Source organism: Sphingobacterium athyrii (assembly GCF_003071065.1).
GTDB lineage: Bacteria > Bacteroidota > Bacteroidia > Sphingobacteriales > Sphingobacteriaceae > Sphingobacterium > Sphingobacterium athyrii.
Genome location: NZ_QCXX01000011.1, coordinates 93,445 through 112,985 on the forward strand (window position 1 = coordinate 93,445; position 19,541 = coordinate 112,985).

The 19,541-nt window shown below is 40.2% G+C and carries 20 protein-coding genes; 7 read left to right on the forward strand and 13 right to left on the reverse strand.

The features are described 5' to 3' along the window. Nucleotides 1-135 precede the first annotated feature (135 nt). Complete coding sequence (locus DCO56_RS27995; protein ID WP_108636972.1) at nucleotides 136-2,037, reverse strand: alpha-L-fucosidase; 1,902 nt, start codon at nucleotides 2,035-2,037, stop codon at nucleotides 136-138. 239 nt (nucleotides 2,038-2,276) lie between these two features. On the opposite strand from DCO56_RS27995, the gene DCO56_RS28000 reads away from it, so the two are divergent. From DCO56_RS28000 to DCO56_RS28025, 5 genes are all read left to right on the forward strand, one after another. After that, nucleotides 2,277-2,516 (forward strand): CDGSH iron-sulfur domain-containing protein, encoded by a 240-nt coding sequence (locus DCO56_RS28000; RefSeq protein WP_108636973.1) that lies wholly within the window; start codon nucleotides 2,277-2,279, stop codon nucleotides 2,514-2,516. Nucleotides 2,517-2,628: 112 nt separating this feature from the next. Next, nucleotides 2,629-3,075 carry an SRPBCC domain-containing protein gene (locus tag DCO56_RS28005; protein WP_108636974.1) on the forward strand — a complete coding sequence of 149 codons (447 nt, stop codon included), beginning with the start codon at nucleotides 2,629-2,631 and terminating at the stop codon, nucleotides 3,073-3,075. Nucleotides 3,076-3,089: 14 nt separating this feature from the next. Next, nucleotides 3,090-3,524 carry a DUF1801 domain-containing protein gene (locus DCO56_RS28010; protein ID WP_108636975.1) on the forward strand — a complete coding sequence of 145 codons (435 nt, stop codon included), beginning with the start codon at nucleotides 3,090-3,092 and terminating at the stop codon, nucleotides 3,522-3,524. 4 nt (nucleotides 3,525-3,528) lie between these two features. Then, nucleotides 3,529-4,458: a DUF1801 domain-containing protein gene (locus tag DCO56_RS29670; protein ID WP_219929469.1), complete on the forward strand. Its 930-nt coding sequence runs from the start codon at nucleotides 3,529-3,531 to the stop codon at nucleotides 4,456-4,458. Nucleotides 4,459-4,485: 27 nt separating this feature from the next. Next, a complete protein-coding gene (locus DCO56_RS28025; RefSeq protein WP_108636976.1) occupies nucleotides 4,486-5,307 on the forward strand; it encodes a VOC family protein in 822 nt (273 codons plus the stop codon). A gap of 83 nt (nucleotides 5,308-5,390) precedes the next feature. Here DCO56_RS28025 and DCO56_RS28030 read toward each other — a convergent pair whose 3' ends face one another. After that, nucleotides 5,391-5,810, reverse strand: coding sequence for a SufE family protein (locus DCO56_RS28030; protein WP_108636977.1), 420 nt, complete (start codon nucleotides 5,808-5,810; stop codon nucleotides 5,391-5,393). Nucleotides 5,811-5,821: 11 nt separating this feature from the next. Further along, on the reverse strand, nucleotides 5,822-7,057 hold the full coding sequence (locus tag DCO56_RS28035; RefSeq protein WP_181390700.1) for a cysteine desulfurase: 1,236 nt from the start codon (nucleotides 7,055-7,057) through the stop codon (nucleotides 5,822-5,824). A gap of 209 nt (nucleotides 7,058-7,266) precedes the next feature. Between DCO56_RS28035 and DCO56_RS28040 the strand changes: the two genes are divergently transcribed. After that, nucleotides 7,267-8,262, forward strand: a complete 996-nt coding sequence (locus tag DCO56_RS28040; protein WP_108636978.1) for an acyl-ACP desaturase — start codon at nucleotides 7,267-7,269, stop codon at nucleotides 8,260-8,262. Between the two features lie 462 nt (nucleotides 8,263-8,724). Here the strand turns inward: DCO56_RS28040 and DCO56_RS28045 are convergent, their stop codons facing one another. From DCO56_RS28045 to DCO56_RS28080, 8 genes are all read right to left on the reverse strand, one after another. Beyond that, nucleotides 8,725-10,254 carry a peptide MFS transporter gene (locus DCO56_RS28045; protein WP_108636979.1) on the reverse strand — a complete coding sequence of 510 codons (1,530 nt, stop codon included), beginning with the start codon at nucleotides 10,252-10,254 and terminating at the stop codon, nucleotides 8,725-8,727. A 55-nt stretch (nucleotides 10,255-10,309) separates the two neighbouring features. Next, on the reverse strand, nucleotides 10,310-12,085 hold the full coding sequence (locus DCO56_RS28050; protein ID WP_108636980.1) for a peptide MFS transporter: 1,776 nt from the start codon (nucleotides 12,083-12,085) through the stop codon (nucleotides 10,310-10,312). Between the two features lie 135 nt (nucleotides 12,086-12,220). Next, nucleotides 12,221-12,550 (reverse strand): helix-turn-helix domain-containing protein, encoded by a 330-nt coding sequence (locus tag DCO56_RS28055; RefSeq protein WP_070566095.1) that lies wholly within the window; start codon nucleotides 12,548-12,550, stop codon nucleotides 12,221-12,223. Nucleotides 12,551-12,615: 65 nt separating this feature from the next. After that, a complete protein-coding gene (locus DCO56_RS28060; protein WP_108636981.1) occupies nucleotides 12,616-13,986 on the reverse strand; it encodes a Mur ligase domain-containing protein in 1,371 nt (456 codons plus the stop codon). A 7-nt stretch (nucleotides 13,987-13,993) separates the two neighbouring features. Then, the gene (gene prmA, locus DCO56_RS28065; RefSeq protein ID WP_108636982.1) at nucleotides 13,994-14,833 is read right to left on the reverse strand and encodes a 50S ribosomal protein L11 methyltransferase; all 840 of its coding nucleotides are present in this window, start codon (nucleotides 14,831-14,833) and stop codon (nucleotides 13,994-13,996) included. Nucleotides 14,834-14,842: 9 nt separating this feature from the next. After that, complete coding sequence (gene tpiA / locus DCO56_RS28070; protein ID WP_108636983.1) at nucleotides 14,843-15,610, reverse strand: triose-phosphate isomerase; 768 nt, start codon at nucleotides 15,608-15,610, stop codon at nucleotides 14,843-14,845. A gap of 12 nt (nucleotides 15,611-15,622) precedes the next feature. Next, nucleotides 15,623-16,789 carry a putative sugar nucleotidyl transferase gene (locus DCO56_RS28075; RefSeq protein ID WP_181390701.1) on the reverse strand — a complete coding sequence of 389 codons (1,167 nt, stop codon included), beginning with the start codon at nucleotides 16,787-16,789 and terminating at the stop codon, nucleotides 15,623-15,625. Between the two features lie 78 nt (nucleotides 16,790-16,867). After that, complete coding sequence (locus DCO56_RS28080) at nucleotides 16,868-17,116, reverse strand: type B 50S ribosomal protein L31 (RefSeq protein WP_077437478.1); 249 nt, start codon at nucleotides 17,114-17,116, stop codon at nucleotides 16,868-16,870. Nucleotides 17,117-17,344: 228 nt separating this feature from the next. Between DCO56_RS28080 and DCO56_RS28085 the strand changes: the two genes are divergently transcribed. Continuing rightward, complete coding sequence (locus DCO56_RS28085) at nucleotides 17,345-17,683, forward strand: DUF2853 family protein (RefSeq protein ID WP_108636985.1); 339 nt, start codon at nucleotides 17,345-17,347, stop codon at nucleotides 17,681-17,683. Nucleotides 17,684-17,708: 25 nt separating this feature from the next. On the opposite strand, the gene DCO56_RS28090 is transcribed toward DCO56_RS28085, so the two are convergent. Further along, nucleotides 17,709-18,356 (reverse strand): carbohydrate-binding family 9-like protein, encoded by a 648-nt coding sequence (locus DCO56_RS28090; protein WP_108636986.1) that lies wholly within the window; start codon nucleotides 18,354-18,356, stop codon nucleotides 17,709-17,711. A gap of 73 nt (nucleotides 18,357-18,429) precedes the next feature. Beyond that, nucleotides 18,430-19,536 carry a phosphotransferase enzyme family protein gene (locus DCO56_RS28095; protein WP_108636987.1) on the reverse strand — a complete coding sequence of 369 codons (1,107 nt, stop codon included), beginning with the start codon at nucleotides 19,534-19,536 and terminating at the stop codon, nucleotides 18,430-18,432. Between the last annotated feature and the right edge of the window lie 5 nt (nucleotides 19,537-19,541).

The window sequence follows — 19,541 nt, forward strand, 5'->3', positions numbered from 1 at the left end:
AGGCTCAAGGATGTGAACGGGGACTGTGGGGCTGAGCCAATCCCAGCGGGATCACAGAGGAAAAGCTAATCGCAAGATTAGCTTTTCTTGTTTAAGGAATTAGGATTCGAACGGAGGGCCGGCCGGGTTCGGTTTTTAATCATGTGTCAGAACAACCTCCAAAAACTTAACGGCCTCTGCTCCTACAATATTTTTCACATGGAGTTCCACCGATTGCTTTCCGACAGGCAGATCTATTTGTCCGAGCATAAGGGAGTTTCCAAGCCTGCTTTTAGGCGATGCCGGATCAATGGCGAAGCTGATTTCTTTTCCGGCTATTTTTAAAACCATCTCCCCGCCTGTGTTTTCCACATCTTTGACATAGCGTACCGAGACTTTAAACCGCGCAGGTTTCAATGCATTGATATCCCATCCAAGATACTGATTGCTATTTCTCCATCCCGATACATAGTAACGGTCTCTTTTTCCATCCCCGAATTTCATCGGTTCTCCATACTGTTTCGCATAGAAAGACAATAAACGATTTTCAGTGACCTGTGCATCAACATAAATCAGATCATTGGATTCAGGCGCAATGCTATCCCGCTTTAACTGAACAGCAATAACTTCGTCAGCCAAATCATCCCCTATTTGATCCAATGGAATATGGAGGCCGGTGGTATCTGAAGAATAACCTTTGATCCTTCTCTTTGAAGACAGCAGAGAAATGGATTTAACCGCCATCGTAAGTCCGCCTACAGTTAATTTCTCTCCTTTCGGCTTTTTAAAGACATGCAAATACAAGGTGCTGTTTCTTTTTGTGATCACTCCCCATTGTTGACGCGGTAAGGACGAAGGCGTCACATCGATGACACTTTCCTTATTCTTTGCCATCCATGTGGCTATTCCTTCCAAAATAATCGCATCAGCTGCATCAATGCTACCATCGCCTTTCGGGCCAATATTCATTAGGATATTTCCACCCATAGCAGTCGCTTTGGCCAACAATTGGATAAAATGTGCTGTAGGTTTGTGATTTTTATCCGTCGAGGAATAGCCGTATGAATCATTCGTTGTGGGAATAGCCTCCCAATAAGCTCCTGCAGGGACAGGATAAAACTCTTCCGGTCGGTCAGCAGTATTCAAATAATCACCGTAATTCCGGTCACCTGTACGCGCTAATCGTCCATTAACAACGATAGCGGGGTCAGTATCCCGGATTGCTTGCAGAATTCTTAAATTTTCGGATAAAGGCAGCTTATGTGGTGTATCGAACCAGAGCAAATCGGGATGATATCTATGGATCAGCTCTTTTATTTGCGGAATCGCCTTTTCATCGACGTAGCGTTTTGCTTTAGGCAACCATTCCGGATGACTGTCAAACCAATTTACTCCCCCAAGCAATTTGTCCCCACCTGGGTTATTATAATCCCAGTCATTTCCCGGTGCATCGGGATGCTCCCAGTCAAATGCATGTGAATAATAAAATCCGAATAACAAACCATGTTTATGGCAAGCTTGCGCCAGTTGCATCAATGGATCCTCTTTTAATGCAGTACTCTTTATCGAATAAACACTAGCATATTGTGATGGATACATTGCGAAGCCATCATGATGTTTCGCTGTGATCATAAAATACTTCATACCGGCATTTTTCGCCAAGATTACCCATTCTTCAGCGTTAAACTTTTCGGGATTAAATCTGGCGGCAGAATCCAAGTATTCCTGACGAGGAATTTGCATGACACGCATGAGATGTTCGGCATACCCCCCTCCTTTTTTTCCCTTCCAGACATTACCATATTGCGAATAAACACCCCAGTGGACAAACATGCCAAAGGTGGCCTTTTTCCATTTTTGAACACGCCGTTTTTGTCCTGTTGCAGATTGCTTCCACCAGCCGGTCTCCGCAGCCGATATCGCAAGACTGTCTCTTGCAGTAGGATCATTAAACATCGCTGCGGCTTCATTTCCCCTATTGGCATTTTTAACCTGCCCTACGCTCACCATAGCAGCTGCTGAAAGCATTAAAACAAGGCAATACCTAGTATTGATCATAAGTTTCGATTTATAATTGTCTCTTTAAGCCGAACGCAAGCACAGAGGCGCATATGGTTCAACTATAATAATGTATACTATTTTCAAAAATAGCTTAAAACGAAAAGAATAAGGTGTAATTTTTGTTCATTTTAGGGTAATAGCACATAAGTCAAAAAAGATAAAACCTATCCAGCCCTGCACTGTTTATCTTATATTATAAACTTAAGGACACATGAGCAATTCTTCAGATTATTGGCATGTTCAAATCGGATCGAAAGTCAACAGCAGTGAAATCTTTATCGAAGTCACCAAAGACGGTCCGTATATTTTACACGGACAAGTACCCTTTCATTTGCAATACATCATTCCGGATCGTCAGGGTGCGAAACCGTCAGAACCTTTGCCATTGTGGGCAATCGGCCAACAAACCATTTTGCGATGGTAAACATGCTTCCATGGAATTTCAAGATGGGCTCAGTAAGTACGCGCAAAAATAGCATCTTGACATTTACTGTTCCCAAGATGCCATCTCTTTGGCCTATTTTTATTCCAAGGAGCTACAAGCTATCGGTATTTATATAATATTTGTTTAAAATTTATTTTAAGATCATGGAAAAGCTAACTGCAAAAGCAAGCATTCAGATTCAAAAACCCATCCGTGAAGTTTTTGAAGCCATTGTTGACCCGAATAAGATGAATCATTATTTTATTAAGTCCGCAACTGGACGATTAGAGACCGGAAAAACCGTAGAATGGACTTTCCCCGAATTCCCTGACAGTTTTCCCGTAACCGGAAAAACAATTCACCCGGACAGTTATATTTCGTTTGACTGGAGCGGTGGGGTCGCCAACCAGTTGGTTGAAATCAACCTCTCTGCCTTCGGGGAAGACGCTACCGTCGTCAGAATTACGGAACACGAAATGAACAACGATCAAGATGGCATTTTGATCATGATGCGACAAACGGAAGGATGGGCAAACTTTCTAGCTTGCATGAAGGCCTATCTCGAATATAATATCAATCTTCGAAAAGGTGCGTTTGATTTTATGTTTTAATAGCAATTAGGGAAATGGTGGTAAACAAAACTTCCTACACAGAAAAGAATGTCAATGACTTTATTCAAGAAATATCGGATGTGCAAAAAAGAGAAGATAGCATCCGGCTTATCCATCTGATGCATTCCGTCTCAGATGAAGCGCCAAAGATGTTTGGCGGATCCATCATTGGCTTTGGACAGTATCATTATATATACGCGAGCGGACACGAAGGCTATGCCCCTTTGATAGGCTTCAGCCCACGAAAAGCGGCGATCTCGCTTTATGTGTATACCGGACTCGACGAACATAGGCCATTGGTGGAAAAATTGGGTAAATTCAAACAGGGAAAAGCCTGTATTTACATTAAAAAACTAAGTGACATCAATACGGATCATCTGACCACATTAATGCAGCAGACTATCCAATTTTTATCAACAAAATACACACGGATCAAGGATAAGGAATAATCGTATGACAAGCAGCTTTTCAACAATTGACGCGTATATAAACCAATTCGAGGGGGATAAGAAAGCATATCTCATCCAAGTCTACAAACTTATAGCCGGGGTGGTCCCCACGGCGACCACAGAAACCATTTCCTACCAGATGCCTACCTTCCGATTGAATGGCAATCTGATTCATTTTGCCATGAATAAGCAGCATCTCGGAATATACCCCGGGCCGGACGCCATTGAACATTTCGCTCCTCGGCTCAAGGCTTTCAAAACAACAAAAGGTGCCATTCAGATCCCGATAGATCAACCCATACCCGAAAAAATCATCCTGGATATTGTTGCATTCAACATCGAAAAACTCAAAGATAAACAAGGTCCCAACTGGCATAAAAACCGTGGAAATTGGCTGGAAGCTGAAGAAATGATGCAACAGATCATGTTAAAAACCACACTGAAAAAAGAATTCAAATGGGGAACTTACGTTTATACACACAAGGGAAAGAATGTTATCGGATGGGGCGGTTTCAAAAACTTTTTCTCCCTCTGGTTTTACAATGGCGTATTTTTAGAAGATAAGGAAAATTTTCTGATCAATGCTTCAGAAGGAAAAACCAAAGCACTTCGCCAATGGCGTTTTAAGGACGTGAATGAGATGGATAGTGCCAAAATTGAAGCATACATCCAAGAATCTATTCAAACTGTTGACGAAGGAAAAGAAATTAAACCAGCTAAAAAAGAAGTTATCCCCCCATCGGGTCTGTTACTGGAAGTTCTTCGTTCAGATGAGGTATTTCATGATCATTTCAATGCCTTAACTCCCGGAAAACAAAAAGAATATATCCAATATATCGACGAGGCAAAGCAGGAAAAAACCAAATTATCCCGTCTCGAAAAAATCAGACCGATGATTATCGCCAACAAAGGATTAAATGATAAATATAAATAATGAATTTCAACAAAAAAATATACGCACATGGAAAATTCAATTATACCGTCGATCTGGTTTGATCAAAATGCGAAAGAGGCTTTTGATCTATACTCTCAGACCTTTCCAAACAGCCATGTAACCCGCCACTCCCCGATCGTTGTCGAGGCTCAGCTCAATGGCGTAAAATTTATCGGCATCAACGGCGGTCCGACGTTTAAACCCAACCCATCCATATCATTTATGGTGATCTGCGAATCAAAAGAAGAAGTTGATCGCATCTGGAGTGCATTTTCAGCAGGTGGCAACACATTAATGCCCTTAGACAGTTATCCCTGGAGCCCATACTATGGTTGGATAGCGGATAAATATGGTGTAAACTGGCAATTATACCAAGGCAAACTCAGTGATACGAATCAGCAAGCTATTGTCCCTACCCTGATGTATTGTGGGGCCCAGCAGGGTAAATGTGAAGCCGCGTTAAAGTTTTATGAAGATATGTTCGACGACTTTCATAGCAACGGTATCATGCGTTATGCAACAGGTGACTACGAAGGTTTGGTTCAGCATACACAATTCCTTGTCAATGGATTTACTCTAATGGCAATGGATAGTGGTGTCACGCAGAACTTTACTTTTAATGAAGGAATTTCTCTTTCCGTCTTATGCAAAGATCAGGCAGAAATTGACAATTACTGGAATAGCATTACCGCACGGGGACAGGAAGGCTTGTGTGGTTGGTGTAAGGACGAATTTGGAGTAAGCTGGCAAATTGTACCTGCCAAGATTGCCACATATCTTCAAAATCCCGGAGCCGGAGAAGCGCTGATGAAGATGAAAAAAATCATTATAAAAGATTTAATAGGATAAGCTTGTCAGCCGATAACCAAGCGCTTATTGCTTAAAAGATGCATAAAAAAAGGGGATAACGATCATCCCCTTTTCATTATCAGCTAAGCATTGACCTGCAATGCCAGTGCATATAATTTCATTTGTTTGATCATCGACAATAAACCGTTAGCGCGGGTCGGCGACAAATGCTCTTTTAAGCCTATTTCATCAACGAAATACAGGTCTGCATCAACAATTTCTTTTGCCGTATGTCCAGACAGTACTTTGACCATCAGACTAACCAGACCTTTGGTGATAATTGCATCGCTATCAGCTGTGAAATACACTTTTCCGTCTTTAACCTCAGGATACAGCCATACCTTGGACTGGCAGCCTTTAATAATATATTCTTCTGTTTTATATTGCTCATCAATTAAAGGAACCTCTTTGCCAAGTTGAATGATGTATTCGTATTTTTCCATCCAATCGGTAAAGAAAGCAAAATCCTCAATTAATTCATTTTGTATTTCATTAATTGTCATAACCATTTTTATTACACCAACATATTGACAGCACGCTGAATGCCCGCTACCAAGATATCTATTTCTTCTTTTGTATTGTAAAGTGCCAATGAAGCCCGGATTGTGCCCGGAATACCAAAACGGTCCATCACAGGCTGTGCACAGTGGTGACCGGTTCGCACCGCTATTCCCAATTTATCCAAAATTACACCTACATCATAGGGGTGCGTACCTTCGATAATGAATGAAATGACGGAACATTTTTGGTCGGCGGTGCCAATAAATTTCATCCCGGGAATCTGGGACAATTTTTCCAGGGCATAGTCCAACAGCTCGTGCTCATAAGCTTCGATATTCTTCAAGCCGATTGAATTGATATAGTCAATAGCTTCATTTAAACAGATTCCAGCTTCGATATTAGGTGTTCCAGCTTCAAATTTAAAAGGCAATTCATTATAAGTTGTCTTTTCAAAAGTAACCTCTTTAATCATATCACCGCCACCCTGATAAGGAGGCATTGCATTCAATAACTCTTCCTTACCATACAACACACCGACACCTGTCGGCCCGTACATTTTATGTCCAGAAAATGCCAAAAAATCAACATCAAGATCCTGCACATCCACTTGAATATGCTGGACAGCTTGTGCCGCGTCAACCAGGACAACCACTCCTTTGTCATGTGCGATCGAGATCATCTCCTTCACCGGATTGATCGTTCCCAATGCATTAGAGACGTAGGTTACGGCAACTAGCTTGGTCTTTTCATTGAATAAATTTTGGTAAGCTTCCATATCAAGCTCCCCTTTGTCATTCATAGGAATAACACGGATTTTACATCCTTTTTCATCGCAGAGCATCTGCCAGGGAACAATATTGGAATGGTGTTCCATCGCAGAAATGATGATCTCATCTCCCGCATGTATAAATGCCCTTCCATAACAAGTCGCTACCAGATTGATACTATCAGTCGTACCCTTGGTAATGATCACTTGTTTATCTTCGGGGGCATTGATAAAAGATTGAAGCTTTTTACGGGTAACCTCAAAAGCATCCGTTGATATCTGGCTCAGGTAGTGAACACCCCGGTGTACATTACTGTTCATATCCGTATAATAATGTGCAATGGCATTTATTACTGCCGTGGGTTTTTGTGTCGTCGCACCATTATCCAGATAAACCAAAGGTTTGCCATTCACCTCTCTTTTTAGAATAGGAAAATCTGCCCGTATTTTATCTATGTTATATGTTTCCAAAGTCGTCTCCATAATTTATACAAAGTTAATAGTATTTTATCGAATACGGGCTGAGCAATCTGTTTTTTATGTCATTATCAATTACCCAAGCTGTCTGTCTACCGCGGTATAACGTGACTCAATCCGGTTGAAGATGCTCCTTTTATCCCCTTTTACCATTTTAAACAATTCTATCTTGCTTTTATAATTTATTGGAGCTATTTATTTACCTTTGTATTGATATGCAAGAATTACCTCTAAATTTACCAGAAGGCTCACGTAAAGAAGTGATGGCCTACTTGGAGCCTTTCATGTTAAATGAAATGAGCGAATACCTGAAGCCTGTAGAAGAAATGTGGCAACCCGCTGATTTCCTTCCAGACGCTTCAAGGGATACGTTTTTTGAGGAAATAAGAGATTTACAGGAAAGTGCCAAAGAACTTTCGTATGACTTGGTCGCTGTATTAATTGGCGATACAATCACCGAAGAAGCCCTTCCGACCTACGAATCCTGGTTGACTATGGTCGAGGATGTCGATAAAAATGAACAAGGTGGATGGATGAAATGGGTTCGCGCCTGGACTGCCGAAGAGAACCGCCACGGGGATCTATTGAATAAATATCTTTACTTATCCGGCAGAATAGATATGCGACAGTTTGAGATGTCCACACAATACCTGATACAAGATGGTTTTGATATCGGGACTGGTGCTGATCCTTACCGTAACTTTATCTATACCTCATTCCAGGAACTTGCCACCAACGTATCCCACCGTCGGGTATCGGGACTTTCCAAAAAAAGTGGTGATAAGCTTCTTGCGAAGATGTGTGGTGTCATTGCATCGGATGAAGCACGTCACGCCAAGGCCTATATGTCTTTCATATCAAAAGCCCTGACTGTAGACCCTAGCGAAGTGATGATAGCTTTTGAAGATATGATGCGTAAGAAAATCGTGATGCCGGCACAGTTTTTAAGAGAAGCAGGCGAACCTCAGGGTGACGCCTTTGCTCATTTTTCAGATGCTGCACAGCGATTAGGCGTATATACCGCTTTAGATTATGTTGATATCTTGAAAGAACTTAATAATGAATGGAAGATTGATCAAGTTTCAGGACTAAATGATCAGGGAGAAAAAGCAAGAGACTATCTCCTAAAATTGCCTGATCGTCTGGCAAGATTAGCAGATCGCATGAAGATTCCCGAAAAAGAATATAAATTCAAATGGATATACGGATAAACAGAAAAGCTTGATTAGAAATAATCAGGCTTTTCTGTTTACTACTTCCCTCCTTAATTTCTACGACAGCCTTATTCTTCTATACCTCAGACCTTATATACGCTAAAAAAAATTAGAAATCTTAGTACAAGAATCAGTAGGCTTTCCCTAATGTCCACACTACTTTGAAATTTTTATTTGCAATTAATTTCCTGAACAGAGTCCGAGTATCACGCATGATTCGACTATCTTTCGATTATACTTCGGGACAGGTTCGGCCCTCCTCCACCCCTGAGAGCAGGTAAGAGCGACTTGTCAATGCTGTATTTGTGCGGTGAATCCGTGTTATACTCGGACTCACCACGGACTCACCACGCTCTCATCACTGACTCACCTCGAAGCTGATACGACTATATCCCGAAGCAGATACGAAGCAGACACGAATCACTACCGTAGGAATGGCGAACCTTAAATAATCAGAAATTATTTCACATTTCCCATAAGCTTCCGCACAACAGGCGACAATGCGATGAGCACCACACCCGCAATTAAAGAATACAAACCCAATTGCTTATAACTTTCGGTGTACGTCACTAAGTTATCCGCCAGCGAACTTCCCTCTTTTGCTTCAGCCATACCCGCACCGATCAAGCCCGCCACATATTGTCCATAAGCACTCGCCAAAAACCACATTCCCATCATAATACCCTGTAACCTTGCCGGGGACAGTTTCGTCATAATGGACAGTCCAATTGGCGAGAGACAGAGCTCCCCGACGGTAATCACTAATAGAGCAAGTGTAAAGATATCCAATGAGGTCATCCCATCATGGGCAAAAAGACGCGTAGCAAAAAGCACGTAGTATCCTAGCCCTAGGAAAACAAAGCCCAATCCAAACTTGATAATGGTATTCGGTTCAAGTTTACGTTTTCCCAACCAGATCCAGAACAGTCCAAATAATGGTGCTAAGGCGATAATAAATAATGCACCTCCAGAATTATTGACACCATTTGGATCAAGTGTCACCGCCCCAAGTAAAGAGTCATTCAGATGCTCTGCAGCGAAAATACTCAGAGAGCCACCACTTTGCTCATATATCCCCCAAAAGATAATGGAAAACAAAATAAATACCAGCGCAGCAATTAATTTTTTTCGTTCCTCTCTGGTTACTTGTGACATTTCATAGAACAGATACAACAATGTCAATGGCCCGATAGTATACATAAAATAATCGGTATATTGGGTTTTCGACACCATGATCTGAATTACAGGTATAAAGATCAAGGTCAGGGCATATACCGCATATTCAACCCATTTTGGCAAGGCTTTCGTCTTTACAATAGCATCTGGGTGTCCAGGTTGCAGCCCGATAGGTCCGAGATGTCTTTTGGTAAAGTGAAAATTAATCAAACTTGCCAGCATCCCTATTGCAGCTAAACCAAAAGCAACATTCCAACGGTGAGGTTCGGAGATAACCGAACTCAACATATACCCTTTACCAATAGCGACACAAACATAGCCACCTAAAAATGCACCTAGATTGATCCCCGCATAGAAAAGCGAGAAGCCACCATCACGACGGCTATCTCCATCACGATAGAGTTCTCCCACCATCGTAGAGATATTCGGCTTAAAAAAGCCGGTACCGATAATAATAAATGAGAGACCAAAAAAGAAATATTGATGTGGATCCGCTGCCAGGAAAAGGCTTCCTGCGATCATCAATAAGCCGCCCCAAAACAATGATTTTCTAAAACCTAAAATCTTATCAGCGAAAAGACCACCGATAAATGTAAAAGCATAGACAAATGCCTGAGTAGCCCCATACTGTAAATTAGCTTCTTTCTTTGCAAAATCTAGCTCGGTGATCATAAAGAACACCAACATGCCCCGCATGCCATAAAAGCAAAACCGCTCCCACATTTCCGAAAAGAACAGGCTCCAGATTTGCCGAGGGTACTTGCCCTTAAAATTTTGAATCTCCTCTAACGACTCGCGTTTACTAGCCTCCATACTGTATTTATATTAATCAAAAAAGCTTCTTTCGTAAAAGAAGCTTATATAGTTATTATTTAATTCCGTGCATCAACCTTTTGATCAAAGGATTGAATAACATCACTAGCAATCCGGCAAAAGCTGGAATGGCTGTAAATAAAAAGAAAAAGTGACTTAATGAGTATTCTTGTTGAATTGTCTCCACCTGTCCCCCCAATACTGCTGCGACCTTTTGAGCGATCGCAATAGCAAGATACCAGATACCAAACATAAAAGCCAGCATCCGTGCCGGAACCAGCTTGGAAACATAAGACAAACCTACTGGTGAAATAAACAATTCACCCAAAGTATGGAACAGGTAAGTCAGGACAAGAAATACCATTGAGATTTTCACTCCCGGTGCTATCCCCCATGATCCCAATCCGATAATCAAGAACCCAATTGCAACAAGGATCAAGCCGAATCCATATTTAAATGCTGCCGAAGGGTTATATTTCGATTCCCAGATCTTGGAAACTGTAGACGCTAATGCAATAATAAAAAAGGAGTTAAGAATTGAGAACCAGGAGACTTTGATTTCTGAAGCCTCTTTGTTAAACTCCTGATAAAGCATCCAGATCGCCGCACCCCAGATCAGTCCAAAACAGACAAATAAAACGATATTGGATATTGCGATCTTATCCCATGTCACCTTAGCCAATTTAATTAAGACCCAACTGATAATTGACAGCGGTACAATCGTTAACAAACCATTGACCACATTAAATGTTGTCAATGCAGTGCCTGTAAGCGCTCGGTCGATATTATCTCTTGCGACAATGACCAGTGAAGTTGCTCCCTGTTCAAAGCTCATGAAAAAGAAAATAAGGAAAAATGCCAAAAGCACCACGGCAAACATCCTGTCCCGAACAGTTTTGTCATAACGCAAAATCCGGGAAACAATCAAATAAATAAAAAGGATCAATGCGACGATGACCATGATATACTGTCCCCTCAGAAAAGAGGTATCCAGTCCGGCAAAAACATCAATAATACCATTTTTCGACAATGGGTCATTAAAAGCATAGACAAAACCTATAATGGATACGATAGCGATCAGCACATAATCTCTTAATGTAAACGGATTTTTGGTATCCGTATCGCTAACCGTGACTTCTTTCTTTTCACCGGTCACAGACTTGTCCAAAATACCGAGGTTGCCCATGAGCGGTTTTGCGAAAACAAACTGAAGTGTACCTAAGAGCATAAAAATACCGGCTAACCCAAAACCCCAATGCCATCCATACGTTTCAGCGATATAACCGCAGAGCATCATCCCAAAGAAAGCGCCCGCATTAACGCCCATATAGAATATGGTGTATGCGCCATCCTTCTTTTCAGGAAGGTCTTTATACATCTCGCCAAGGATTGAAGGCATATTCGGCTTGAAAAAGCCCGTTCCGATAACCAGGCAGATCAACCCCAAGAAAAACATAATGGCGGTATCAAAAGCCATTGCCGCATGCCCTAATGTCATGATTGCCGAACCTATAATAACGGCTTTCCGGGATCCGATATATTTATCAGCAATGATTCCTCCTAGGATTGGTGTCAAATAAAGCATCATGGCATAAGTCCCATACAATGCACCTGCCTGTTGAGCAGTCCAGGCCCAGCCAGAGAATGGACTCCCCTGGATAACCGCAGCAGTTAAAAATTGCATCAATAGGACCCGCATTCCATAGAACGAGAATCGTTCCCACATTTCTGTAAAGAAAAGTACAAACAGCCCTGAGCGCTGTCCTAGTACATTTGATTTAAAAAAATCATTCGACGGGCTTGTAGTGATTTCCCCGTTTAGTCTCCCCATAAGTAATCAACCTTTATTTTTATAAAATACTTACAAAGAAACAAAAACAAAATCACTTTTGACCAAAATAAAGTTGCATAAACAAAAAAAGGTAACCCTTTTGGATTACCTTTTCAGTAACAATTTTAATATGCCCTATCTTTTGTGCAATTGTTCGTAAAGATCAATGACCTTTTTTTGAAGTTCGATAACTTCGCCATCGCGTTGTTGCAACTTTTGCGTTAACGCATTGACCTCATTAACATACTCTTTATCCTCTTCTGAATCAGAAGTAGATAATAGCTGGACAACTGTCAAATTGAATAATTTTGAGATCTGATTCAGGCGAGACAGATTCACATCTGTAATTCCTGTTTCAATTTTCGAAAATGCCGGGATTGAGATATCCAATCGCTTTGCAACATCCTCTTGACTCCACCCTTTTTGGTGTCTAAGTAATCTAATTTTTTTTCCTAATGCATTCATCTGGTAGATATTTTAAACAAAAATAGCAATTAAAAATTAATTTACATTAAATTATAATTTTTTCTTTAAAAATCCCTAAAAAAACGATCAGCAAGAACGGACAGATTAACCCCGTTATAATTATTTAAACTCATAAGCAGTAAATTGTAACCCCTGGATTTTACTCCATCTAAAAAAGAATACAAGCCATCCAAACTCACAACAACCTCTAAATCAGTATTATTAAAACTCTTCTTGATATTCTCAGGAACACTTTCAATATTCTTGTTCATTTCCTTACAGGAGTTGATATTCACGTAGACAACAGAGAGATCCGACTCACGCATGGAGTCAGCATATTGTAACAAAAAGCTTGAATCCAAACTATCATACGAGTTTATTTCGATAATTGTGACCAATTTCTGATTAGGAAATTGTTCTTTTACGGCGTGAATACTTGATTTAACCTTATCTGCATTACAGGCGTAATCTTGATAAACGACAGACCCCTCAGAACTTGCTACAAATTCCAGATAACGGATAGAGGTATTGAAACTCTTTATCGCATCAAAGAACTCTTTCTTTTTAATACCAAGCCATTCACATACCGTATAAGCGCCGGCAATATTAGACAGATTATGCTTTCCGAATATTTGTAAAGGGACATCTCCATCTGCTGTATTCAGATAAGTAACCCCTTTGTTAATGGTATAATCAGGTATTTTATAACCATGCCTATTGATCTTACAGTCTTTGGTATCCTGTAAAACACCCTGAAGGACAGCGTCTTCTTTATTATAGATCAGCGTACCTTTAGGGGGTATGGAGTCAATAAAATCTTCAAACTGTTTAATATATTCCTCTTTGGATATTTTGGAATTAAATTCATTCCATACAATACCCGAAATTAAGGCGATATTAGGCTTATAATACAAAAATTTGGACTTAGGATCAATTTTGGACGAAACATATTCATCTCCCTCGATAATAATAATCTTATTATTTTTTGTAATATCTACCAACTTATCAAAGCCTCTCAGCTGGGCTCCTACTAAATAGTCAAAATCTTTACCTAAGAATCGCATCACATGCATGACCATGCTCGTGATCGTTGTCTTCCCATAGCTACCTGCGATAACTACACGGATCTTATCCTGCGAGAGTTCTTGTATAAACTCCGGAAAAGAATAGATCTTTAAACCTAGTTCCTGTGCTTTTTTTAATTCGGGATTATTTGCTTCCGCATGTGCTCCCAAAATAACAGCATCAATATCATCCGTCACCTTGCCGGAAAACCATCCCAATTGATCTGGCAATAATCCAGCTTCGATAAGATGGGAACGGGAAGGTTCCACAATCTGATCATCAGATCCAGTAATCTGATGCCCTTGCTTTGCCAATGAAATGGCAAGGTTATGCATCACACTACCACCTATCGCTATAAAATGAATACGCATCGCTCTATTACCGTTTCACAAACTTGGCTGCACACCAATTATTTAAAACTTTTTTGGAGATAAATTCAAACCCCAAAGACTCAGCGGCATCACGCAACATCGCCAAATCTTCCTGTTCATAAAATCCACTTAAGTACAACTCTCCATTTTTATTGATACTTAATGCATATTGCGGCAACTGCTCCAACAGGATATTTCGATTAATATTTGCTAATATCGTATCGAAAAGACGATCTTTTAACACCTCAAAGGATCCACATACAGCCTCGATATTGTCAACATGATTAAGCCCGCTATTTTCAGCGACACTTTCCACGCAGATTTCGTCATAGTCCACTGCCAATATGGCCTTAGCTCCTTTTTTTGATGCCAGAATCGCTAGAATACCTGTACCGCAGCCCATATCCAATACTCGCTTGCCCTCAAAATCATTTTCCAGGATATATTGAAGCATCATTGATGTAGTCTGATGGTGCCCTGTCCCAAAAGACATTTTAGGATCAATGATGATTTCATAAGGGAAATCAGGTTTTGACTCATGAAATGTAGCCCTTACATAACACTGTCCACCGACTTCTATGGGATTAAAGTTACTTTCCCAAAGTTTATTCCAGTTCTGGTTTTCTATTTCCTGAACCTTATAGTCCACTTCAAGTCCAGCATCCAGATTTAGCATTAATGTTTCTAATGCCTGCAAATCAAGATTTGCAGCCGGTATATAAGCTGCAAATCCTGATTCGGTATCTTCAAAAGTATCAAAACCAATGTCTGCCAAATCAGATACCAATAGATCCTTTTGCCATTCCTCTCCTGATAGCATTTGAAAGATAACCTCTATGTATTTCATTTCTAAAAATTAGCCGTTAAACACTTTGGCAATATCAATAAAATCTCTCGATTTCAAAGAAGCTCCTCCGATCAAACCACCGTCGATATCCGCTTGCGCAAATAAATCCTTTGCATTGCCCGGATTACAGGATCCGCCGTAAAGGATACTTGTATTATCGGCTGTTTCCTGTCCATATTTCTCTGCCACAACCTGACGGATAAATTGATGTACCTCCTGCGCTTGTTCCGGACTGGCGGTAAGTCCTGTACCAATTGCCCAAACTGGCTCATAGGCCAATACCACAGCTGCAAAAGCTTCATTGGATAGATGGAACAATCCATCAGTCAATTGTGTTTTAATTATTTCAAAGAAATCACCGGACTCACGTTCTTCTTTCGTTTCTCCAATACAAAATATCGGCGTCAAGCCATGTTTCAAAGCGATATCTACTTTAGCAGCCAACAAAGCATCTGTTTCACCAAAATAAGCACGTCTTTCAGAGTGTCCCAAAATAACATGTGAAGCACCGACCGATTTTACCTGAGCTGCTGAAATCTCACCTGTATATGCTCCAGATTCTGCCTGATGAATATTTTGTGCACCAATATTTACATTTGTCACATTCTTGGATAGTTGTCCAAGACTTGACAAATGGATAAAAGGGCTACAAACAACCAATTCTTGATTTCCGATTACCTCATCTTTGGCCATATTGATAATTTCAGAGAATAAACTTAATCCCGATTGATAGTCTAAATTCATTTTCCAATTACCAGCTACGATTTTCTTACGCATGATTTTTACGATTTAATTATATTTTTTGTTAAGTTGATTCAATTCCCTCTTGTGCCGTTCGGGCAGTTCTTCATTTTTTGACATATATAGCGTTTCCAGATACTCCATAAACTTATCAAAGTTATAGTGTTGCGTATCCCCATTAAACACCCAGGCAAACGACGGTACAAATTTAGCATAAAAACTTGTATCTGCCAGCATACTTGCAATTCCAATTACCGTTCCGGTATTTAAAGAAGAATTAATACCCGTTCGTGTATAATCTCCCATGAAAACGCCGCACTTTAATAAGCCGGTATCTCTAAACCCTTCCAGCTTATAATCATAAATTGAGACCGTTTTCAGATTATTTTTAAGATTCGAATTGGATGTTCCTGCACCGAGGTTACACCAATCGCCGATAACCGAGCAGCCCAGATAGCCGTGATGACCTTTTGCCGAAAAATCACCGATAACCGCATTGCCGACCTCGCCGCCTACGACACTCTTCCGGCCAACCGATACATTCCCATAAATCGTTGCGCCCATTTTTACGACAGCCCCTTTTCCTAAGTATAAAGGCCCGCGTAAATGCGCTCCCTCCATGATGGTGGCGCCTTCATCAATGTAAATAGGTCCGCAGGTCGAATTGAGCGTGGCGCATTCCATCGTGACCTCTTTCGCAATATAAAACGCCGTCCCTAACAGCTGATTTGTCGGGGAAACATTGGCAATAGATGTCTCAGTTGCCAAAAGCTTGAAATCACGCTCAATTTCAGCCCCTGTCAATAAAAATAAATCTTCCACCCCTTTCAACAGTGCAATTTCTTCGGTTATATCCTTCAATTTAAGCGCACAGCTTCTGTTATACCGCAAGGCAATGATCCTACCGCCGCACCGCAAGACATCTCCTTCCTCCATGGCCAAAACAGCCCGTAAAAGCACCTCAGAAGGAACAACATGTTTGGTCACCCAAACAGCTCCGTCCTCCAGCACTTCGCCTTCAGCAAGTTCCAAATCGAATACTGAGGCCAACCTAAGCCATTTCTCCCTTAGCGTCAGGATACCGACACGTAAGTCAAGACAGGATTTAATAAAGGTAAAAGGATATAAGCTCTTTTTATCAAAAGAAGTCAGCGGGAAAGTAAGCTTATCCAACGGTCGGACAGCATCAAAACAATCTACAAAAAAGATTTTCACAAAATAAAAATAACAAAAAAAACCCGACAAATAACATTTATCGAGTTCTTAATATTGTAATATACAGATCTGCTACAATTATTTTTTGTTGTAACGGCTACGGAATTTGTCGATACGTCCAGCAGTATCAACCAATTTCATTTTACCTGTATAGAAAGGGTGTGATGTATGAGAAATCTCTAATTTTACAACTGGATACTCATTACCATCTTCCCACTGAATAGTCTCTTTCGTGTCAACACAAGATTTAGTAATAAAAGCATAGTCGTTTGACATATCTTTAAATACAACTAATCTGTAATTTGAAGGATGCAAATCTTTTTTCATTATTATATATGATTACGTATATTCAATTATTGAGGTGCAAAGATAATTTATAAAAATGTAATTTGCAACAATTACGGAGAATAATTCTCTGAATTTTTCCACACTTTCAGTTACCGGCACTTAAACAATTACAAATGTAACAATCTTTATTTATCTCCCAAGAATTATTTTGTATTCCAACTTTTTTCTCTTAACTTAACTTACTACAATTAAATCATTTACGTAATTATGAGCAAATTAGATGAAAAAATTGCTGCATATACTGCAGAATCAAAAAAATTAGGTCTGTCACTAGATGATGCATTTATTGCCAAAGTGACCAAAGGAATGGGCCCCTCCATTTACAATCCAGATTCAGAAACTATTGCAGCATCAGATCCCGAGGAGCTTAAACGTGTCAAGCAAAATTTCCTGATCAAAAAATTAGGTCTTAAAGATGGTCCTGATTTAGACAAGGCATTAGAAGAAGTCATTACCACGATTGGTAAATCCAATAAAAATAAATACCGCGTTTTGGTATATGCTTTATTGGCAAAAAAATTCAAAAAAGAATCCGTTTACCAATAAGCAACAACATTTTATAATCCAACTTCTACCCAAAGACTAATTCTCCAAAGAATTTAGGCAAATGGAAATTAGGAGTTGGATTATCTATTTTATTCCATGACAGAAAATGCGGATTTTTCAGGTTGTCTCCACACTTGTAGAAGTTTCCGTGTATTGTTTTCCCCTTCAGATCACTTGTATCATCAAATTTAAATACAGCTAGCGGAATAACCTGGATCATGCTCCAACGCTTGTCAGTGCCGCTATGGCGCTCAATCATGGAAAATGCCTGTACCGTCTCTATTTCAGCTGCACTAAGTCTGTTTCTCGTTGATTTATCAGGAGATCCATAACCGATCAAACCGGTTCCTATTAAATTAAATTCGATGTTATAATAATGTTTACGATCGTCAAACGAAATAAAAAATTCCACACAACTATCCTCCCAAACATTTTGATTGACATCCGAGTAATTTCCGCGCAATTGCTCCTCTGCGACATCAAACCGCAACAACAGTTCATTTTTTGTATAACCGATCTTAAATTTCACCTGTGGCTTATAAGGATACGACTCATTCCAATTACTATGGTCTAACGTATGCCATTCGAAATCGCCGACAAGGTCCGAAAGCTGATTAAAATTGAGACTGCCTGTCAAATTTGATGCGATGGGCAGCATGGTTAGTTTCTTCATATGCAATAAAGTTAAGAAAAAGAAGCTTCATCATCCGATGGAAGCTTCTCAAAATATTAAAGGTATAAAATCGTTAAATACAATCAAAAATTACCTTTCTCATAAATTCCTCATTCTTCTCCATCTCCTCCACCAATTTCAACTGTGTATTTGTGCGCACCAAATTATGATCGTCATATTTGGTCTTATAATAATGGTCACCTTCGATATAATCGGTCAGGAAACGCACACCTTGCATATAGGGTAATAAAAAGGCACCGTCGACCAAGGTTTCTTTTTCCAAGGTCGTGAGAAATTCGTTTGCCTCTTCCAAATAGCCCTCTGCATAGGCTTTATACAACGAAAGGTTCAGCACAATCTTCGACACATCTTTCTCATCTTCGGCAACAGGGTTAATAATGGTACGGATAGCATCTCCAAAATCATAGGCAACATATCCAGGCATTACTGTATCCAGATCGATCACACATTGCATTTTATCATGGACATCCAGCAGCACATTATTAAATTTTGTATCGTTATGGGTAATACGTAAGGGCAATGCGCCTTTATTCCCTAATTCCAGAATCGTCTTCATACGATCTTCACGGCTAAATATAAAATCCAGCTTATCTTTCACCAGACCAACACGTTGGCAAACGTCCAGTGCGATAGCTTTCCTGAGGTTATCAAGCCGGAATTCTATATTATGAAAATTAGGAAGTACTTCAACAATACGGGAAGCATCGAGGTCAGAAAGCTGCTTCTGAAACAGTCCAAAGGCACGTCCACCTTCGGCTGCCTGCACCTCCGTCTCCACGATATCATAGCTCTTTGTATCCTCAATCAGGATAAACATGCGCCAGTAATTCCCCTGACTGTCCTTCGTATATAACTTCCCCTCCAGCGTAGGAATAATCGTCAGGACATGATCACTGACCCGTTTTCCTTCAGCAACTTTTACTTTCTTACTAAGATGTTTTGTTACAATTTCTATATTATGCATTAAACCGTCCACATTTGGGAAAACGTGATGATTAATGCGTTGCAATAAATGCGATATCCCACTATTTATGGAAGTAATTACACGGTAAGTATCATTGATATGACCAGAACCAAAAGGCTGCACTGAAATGATATCTCCTTCTAATGTGAATTGTTTTGCTGCGTTCTCTACTACTAATTGGTTAAAATCAGACATTAAAC

Coding starts and splice junctions, on each gene's coding strand:
- DCO56_RS29670 (WP_219929469.1), top strand. CDS start 3,529: ATGACAAGCAGCTTTTCAACAATTGACGCGTATATAAACCAATTCGAG.
- DCO56_RS28025 (WP_108636976.1), top strand. CDS start 4,486: ATGGAAAATTCAATTATACCGTCGATCTGGTTTGATCAAAATGCGAAA.
- DCO56_RS28000 (WP_108636973.1), top strand. CDS start 2,277: ATGTTCAAATCGGATCGAAAGTCAACAGCAGTGAAATCTTTATCGAAG.
- DCO56_RS28060 (WP_108636981.1), bottom strand. CDS start 13,986: ATGCGTATTCATTTTATAGCGATAGGTGGTAGTGTGATGCATAACCTT.
- DCO56_RS28080 (WP_077437478.1), bottom strand. CDS start 17,116: ATGAAAAAAGATTTGCATCCTTCAAATTACAGATTAGTTGTATTTAAA.
- DCO56_RS28085 (WP_108636985.1), top strand. CDS start 17,345: ATGAGCAAATTAGATGAAAAAATTGCTGCATATACTGCAGAATCAAAA.
- DCO56_RS28035 (WP_181390700.1), bottom strand. CDS start 7,057: ATGGAGACGACTTTGGAAACATATAACATAGATAAAATACGGGCAGAT.
- DCO56_RS28040 (WP_108636978.1), top strand. CDS start 7,267: ATGCAAGAATTACCTCTAAATTTACCAGAAGGCTCACGTAAAGAAGTG.
- DCO56_RS28010 (WP_108636975.1), top strand. CDS start 3,090: ATGGTGGTAAACAAAACTTCCTACACAGAAAAGAATGTCAATGACTTT.
- DCO56_RS27995 (WP_108636972.1), bottom strand. CDS start 2,037: ATGATCAATACTAGGTATTGCCTTGTTTTAATGCTTTCAGCAGCTGCT.
- DCO56_RS28030 (WP_108636977.1), bottom strand. CDS start 5,810: ATGACAATTAATGAAATACAAAATGAATTAATTGAGGATTTTGCTTTC.
- DCO56_RS28045 (WP_108636979.1), bottom strand. CDS start 10,254: ATGGAGGCTAGTAAACGCGAGTCGTTAGAGGAGATTCAAAATTTTAAG.
- prmA (WP_108636982.1), bottom strand. CDS start 14,833: ATGAAATACATAGAGGTTATCTTTCAAATGCTATCAGGAGAGGAATGG.
- tpiA (WP_108636983.1), bottom strand. CDS start 15,610: ATGCGTAAGAAAATCGTAGCTGGTAATTGGAAAATGAATTTAGACTAT.
- DCO56_RS28055 (WP_070566095.1), bottom strand. CDS start 12,550: ATGAATGCATTAGGAAAAAAAATTAGATTACTTAGACACCAAAAAGGG.
- DCO56_RS28095 (WP_108636987.1), bottom strand. CDS start 19,536: ATGTCTGATTTTAACCAATTAGTAGTAGAGAACGCAGCAAAACAATTC.
- DCO56_RS28090 (WP_108636986.1), bottom strand. CDS start 18,356: ATGAAGAAACTAACCATGCTGCCCATCGCATCAAATTTGACAGGCAGT.
- DCO56_RS28005 (WP_108636974.1), top strand. CDS start 2,629: ATGGAAAAGCTAACTGCAAAAGCAAGCATTCAGATTCAAAAACCCATC.
- DCO56_RS28050 (WP_108636980.1), bottom strand. CDS start 12,085: ATGGGGAGACTAAACGGGGAAATCACTACAAGCCCGTCGAATGATTTT.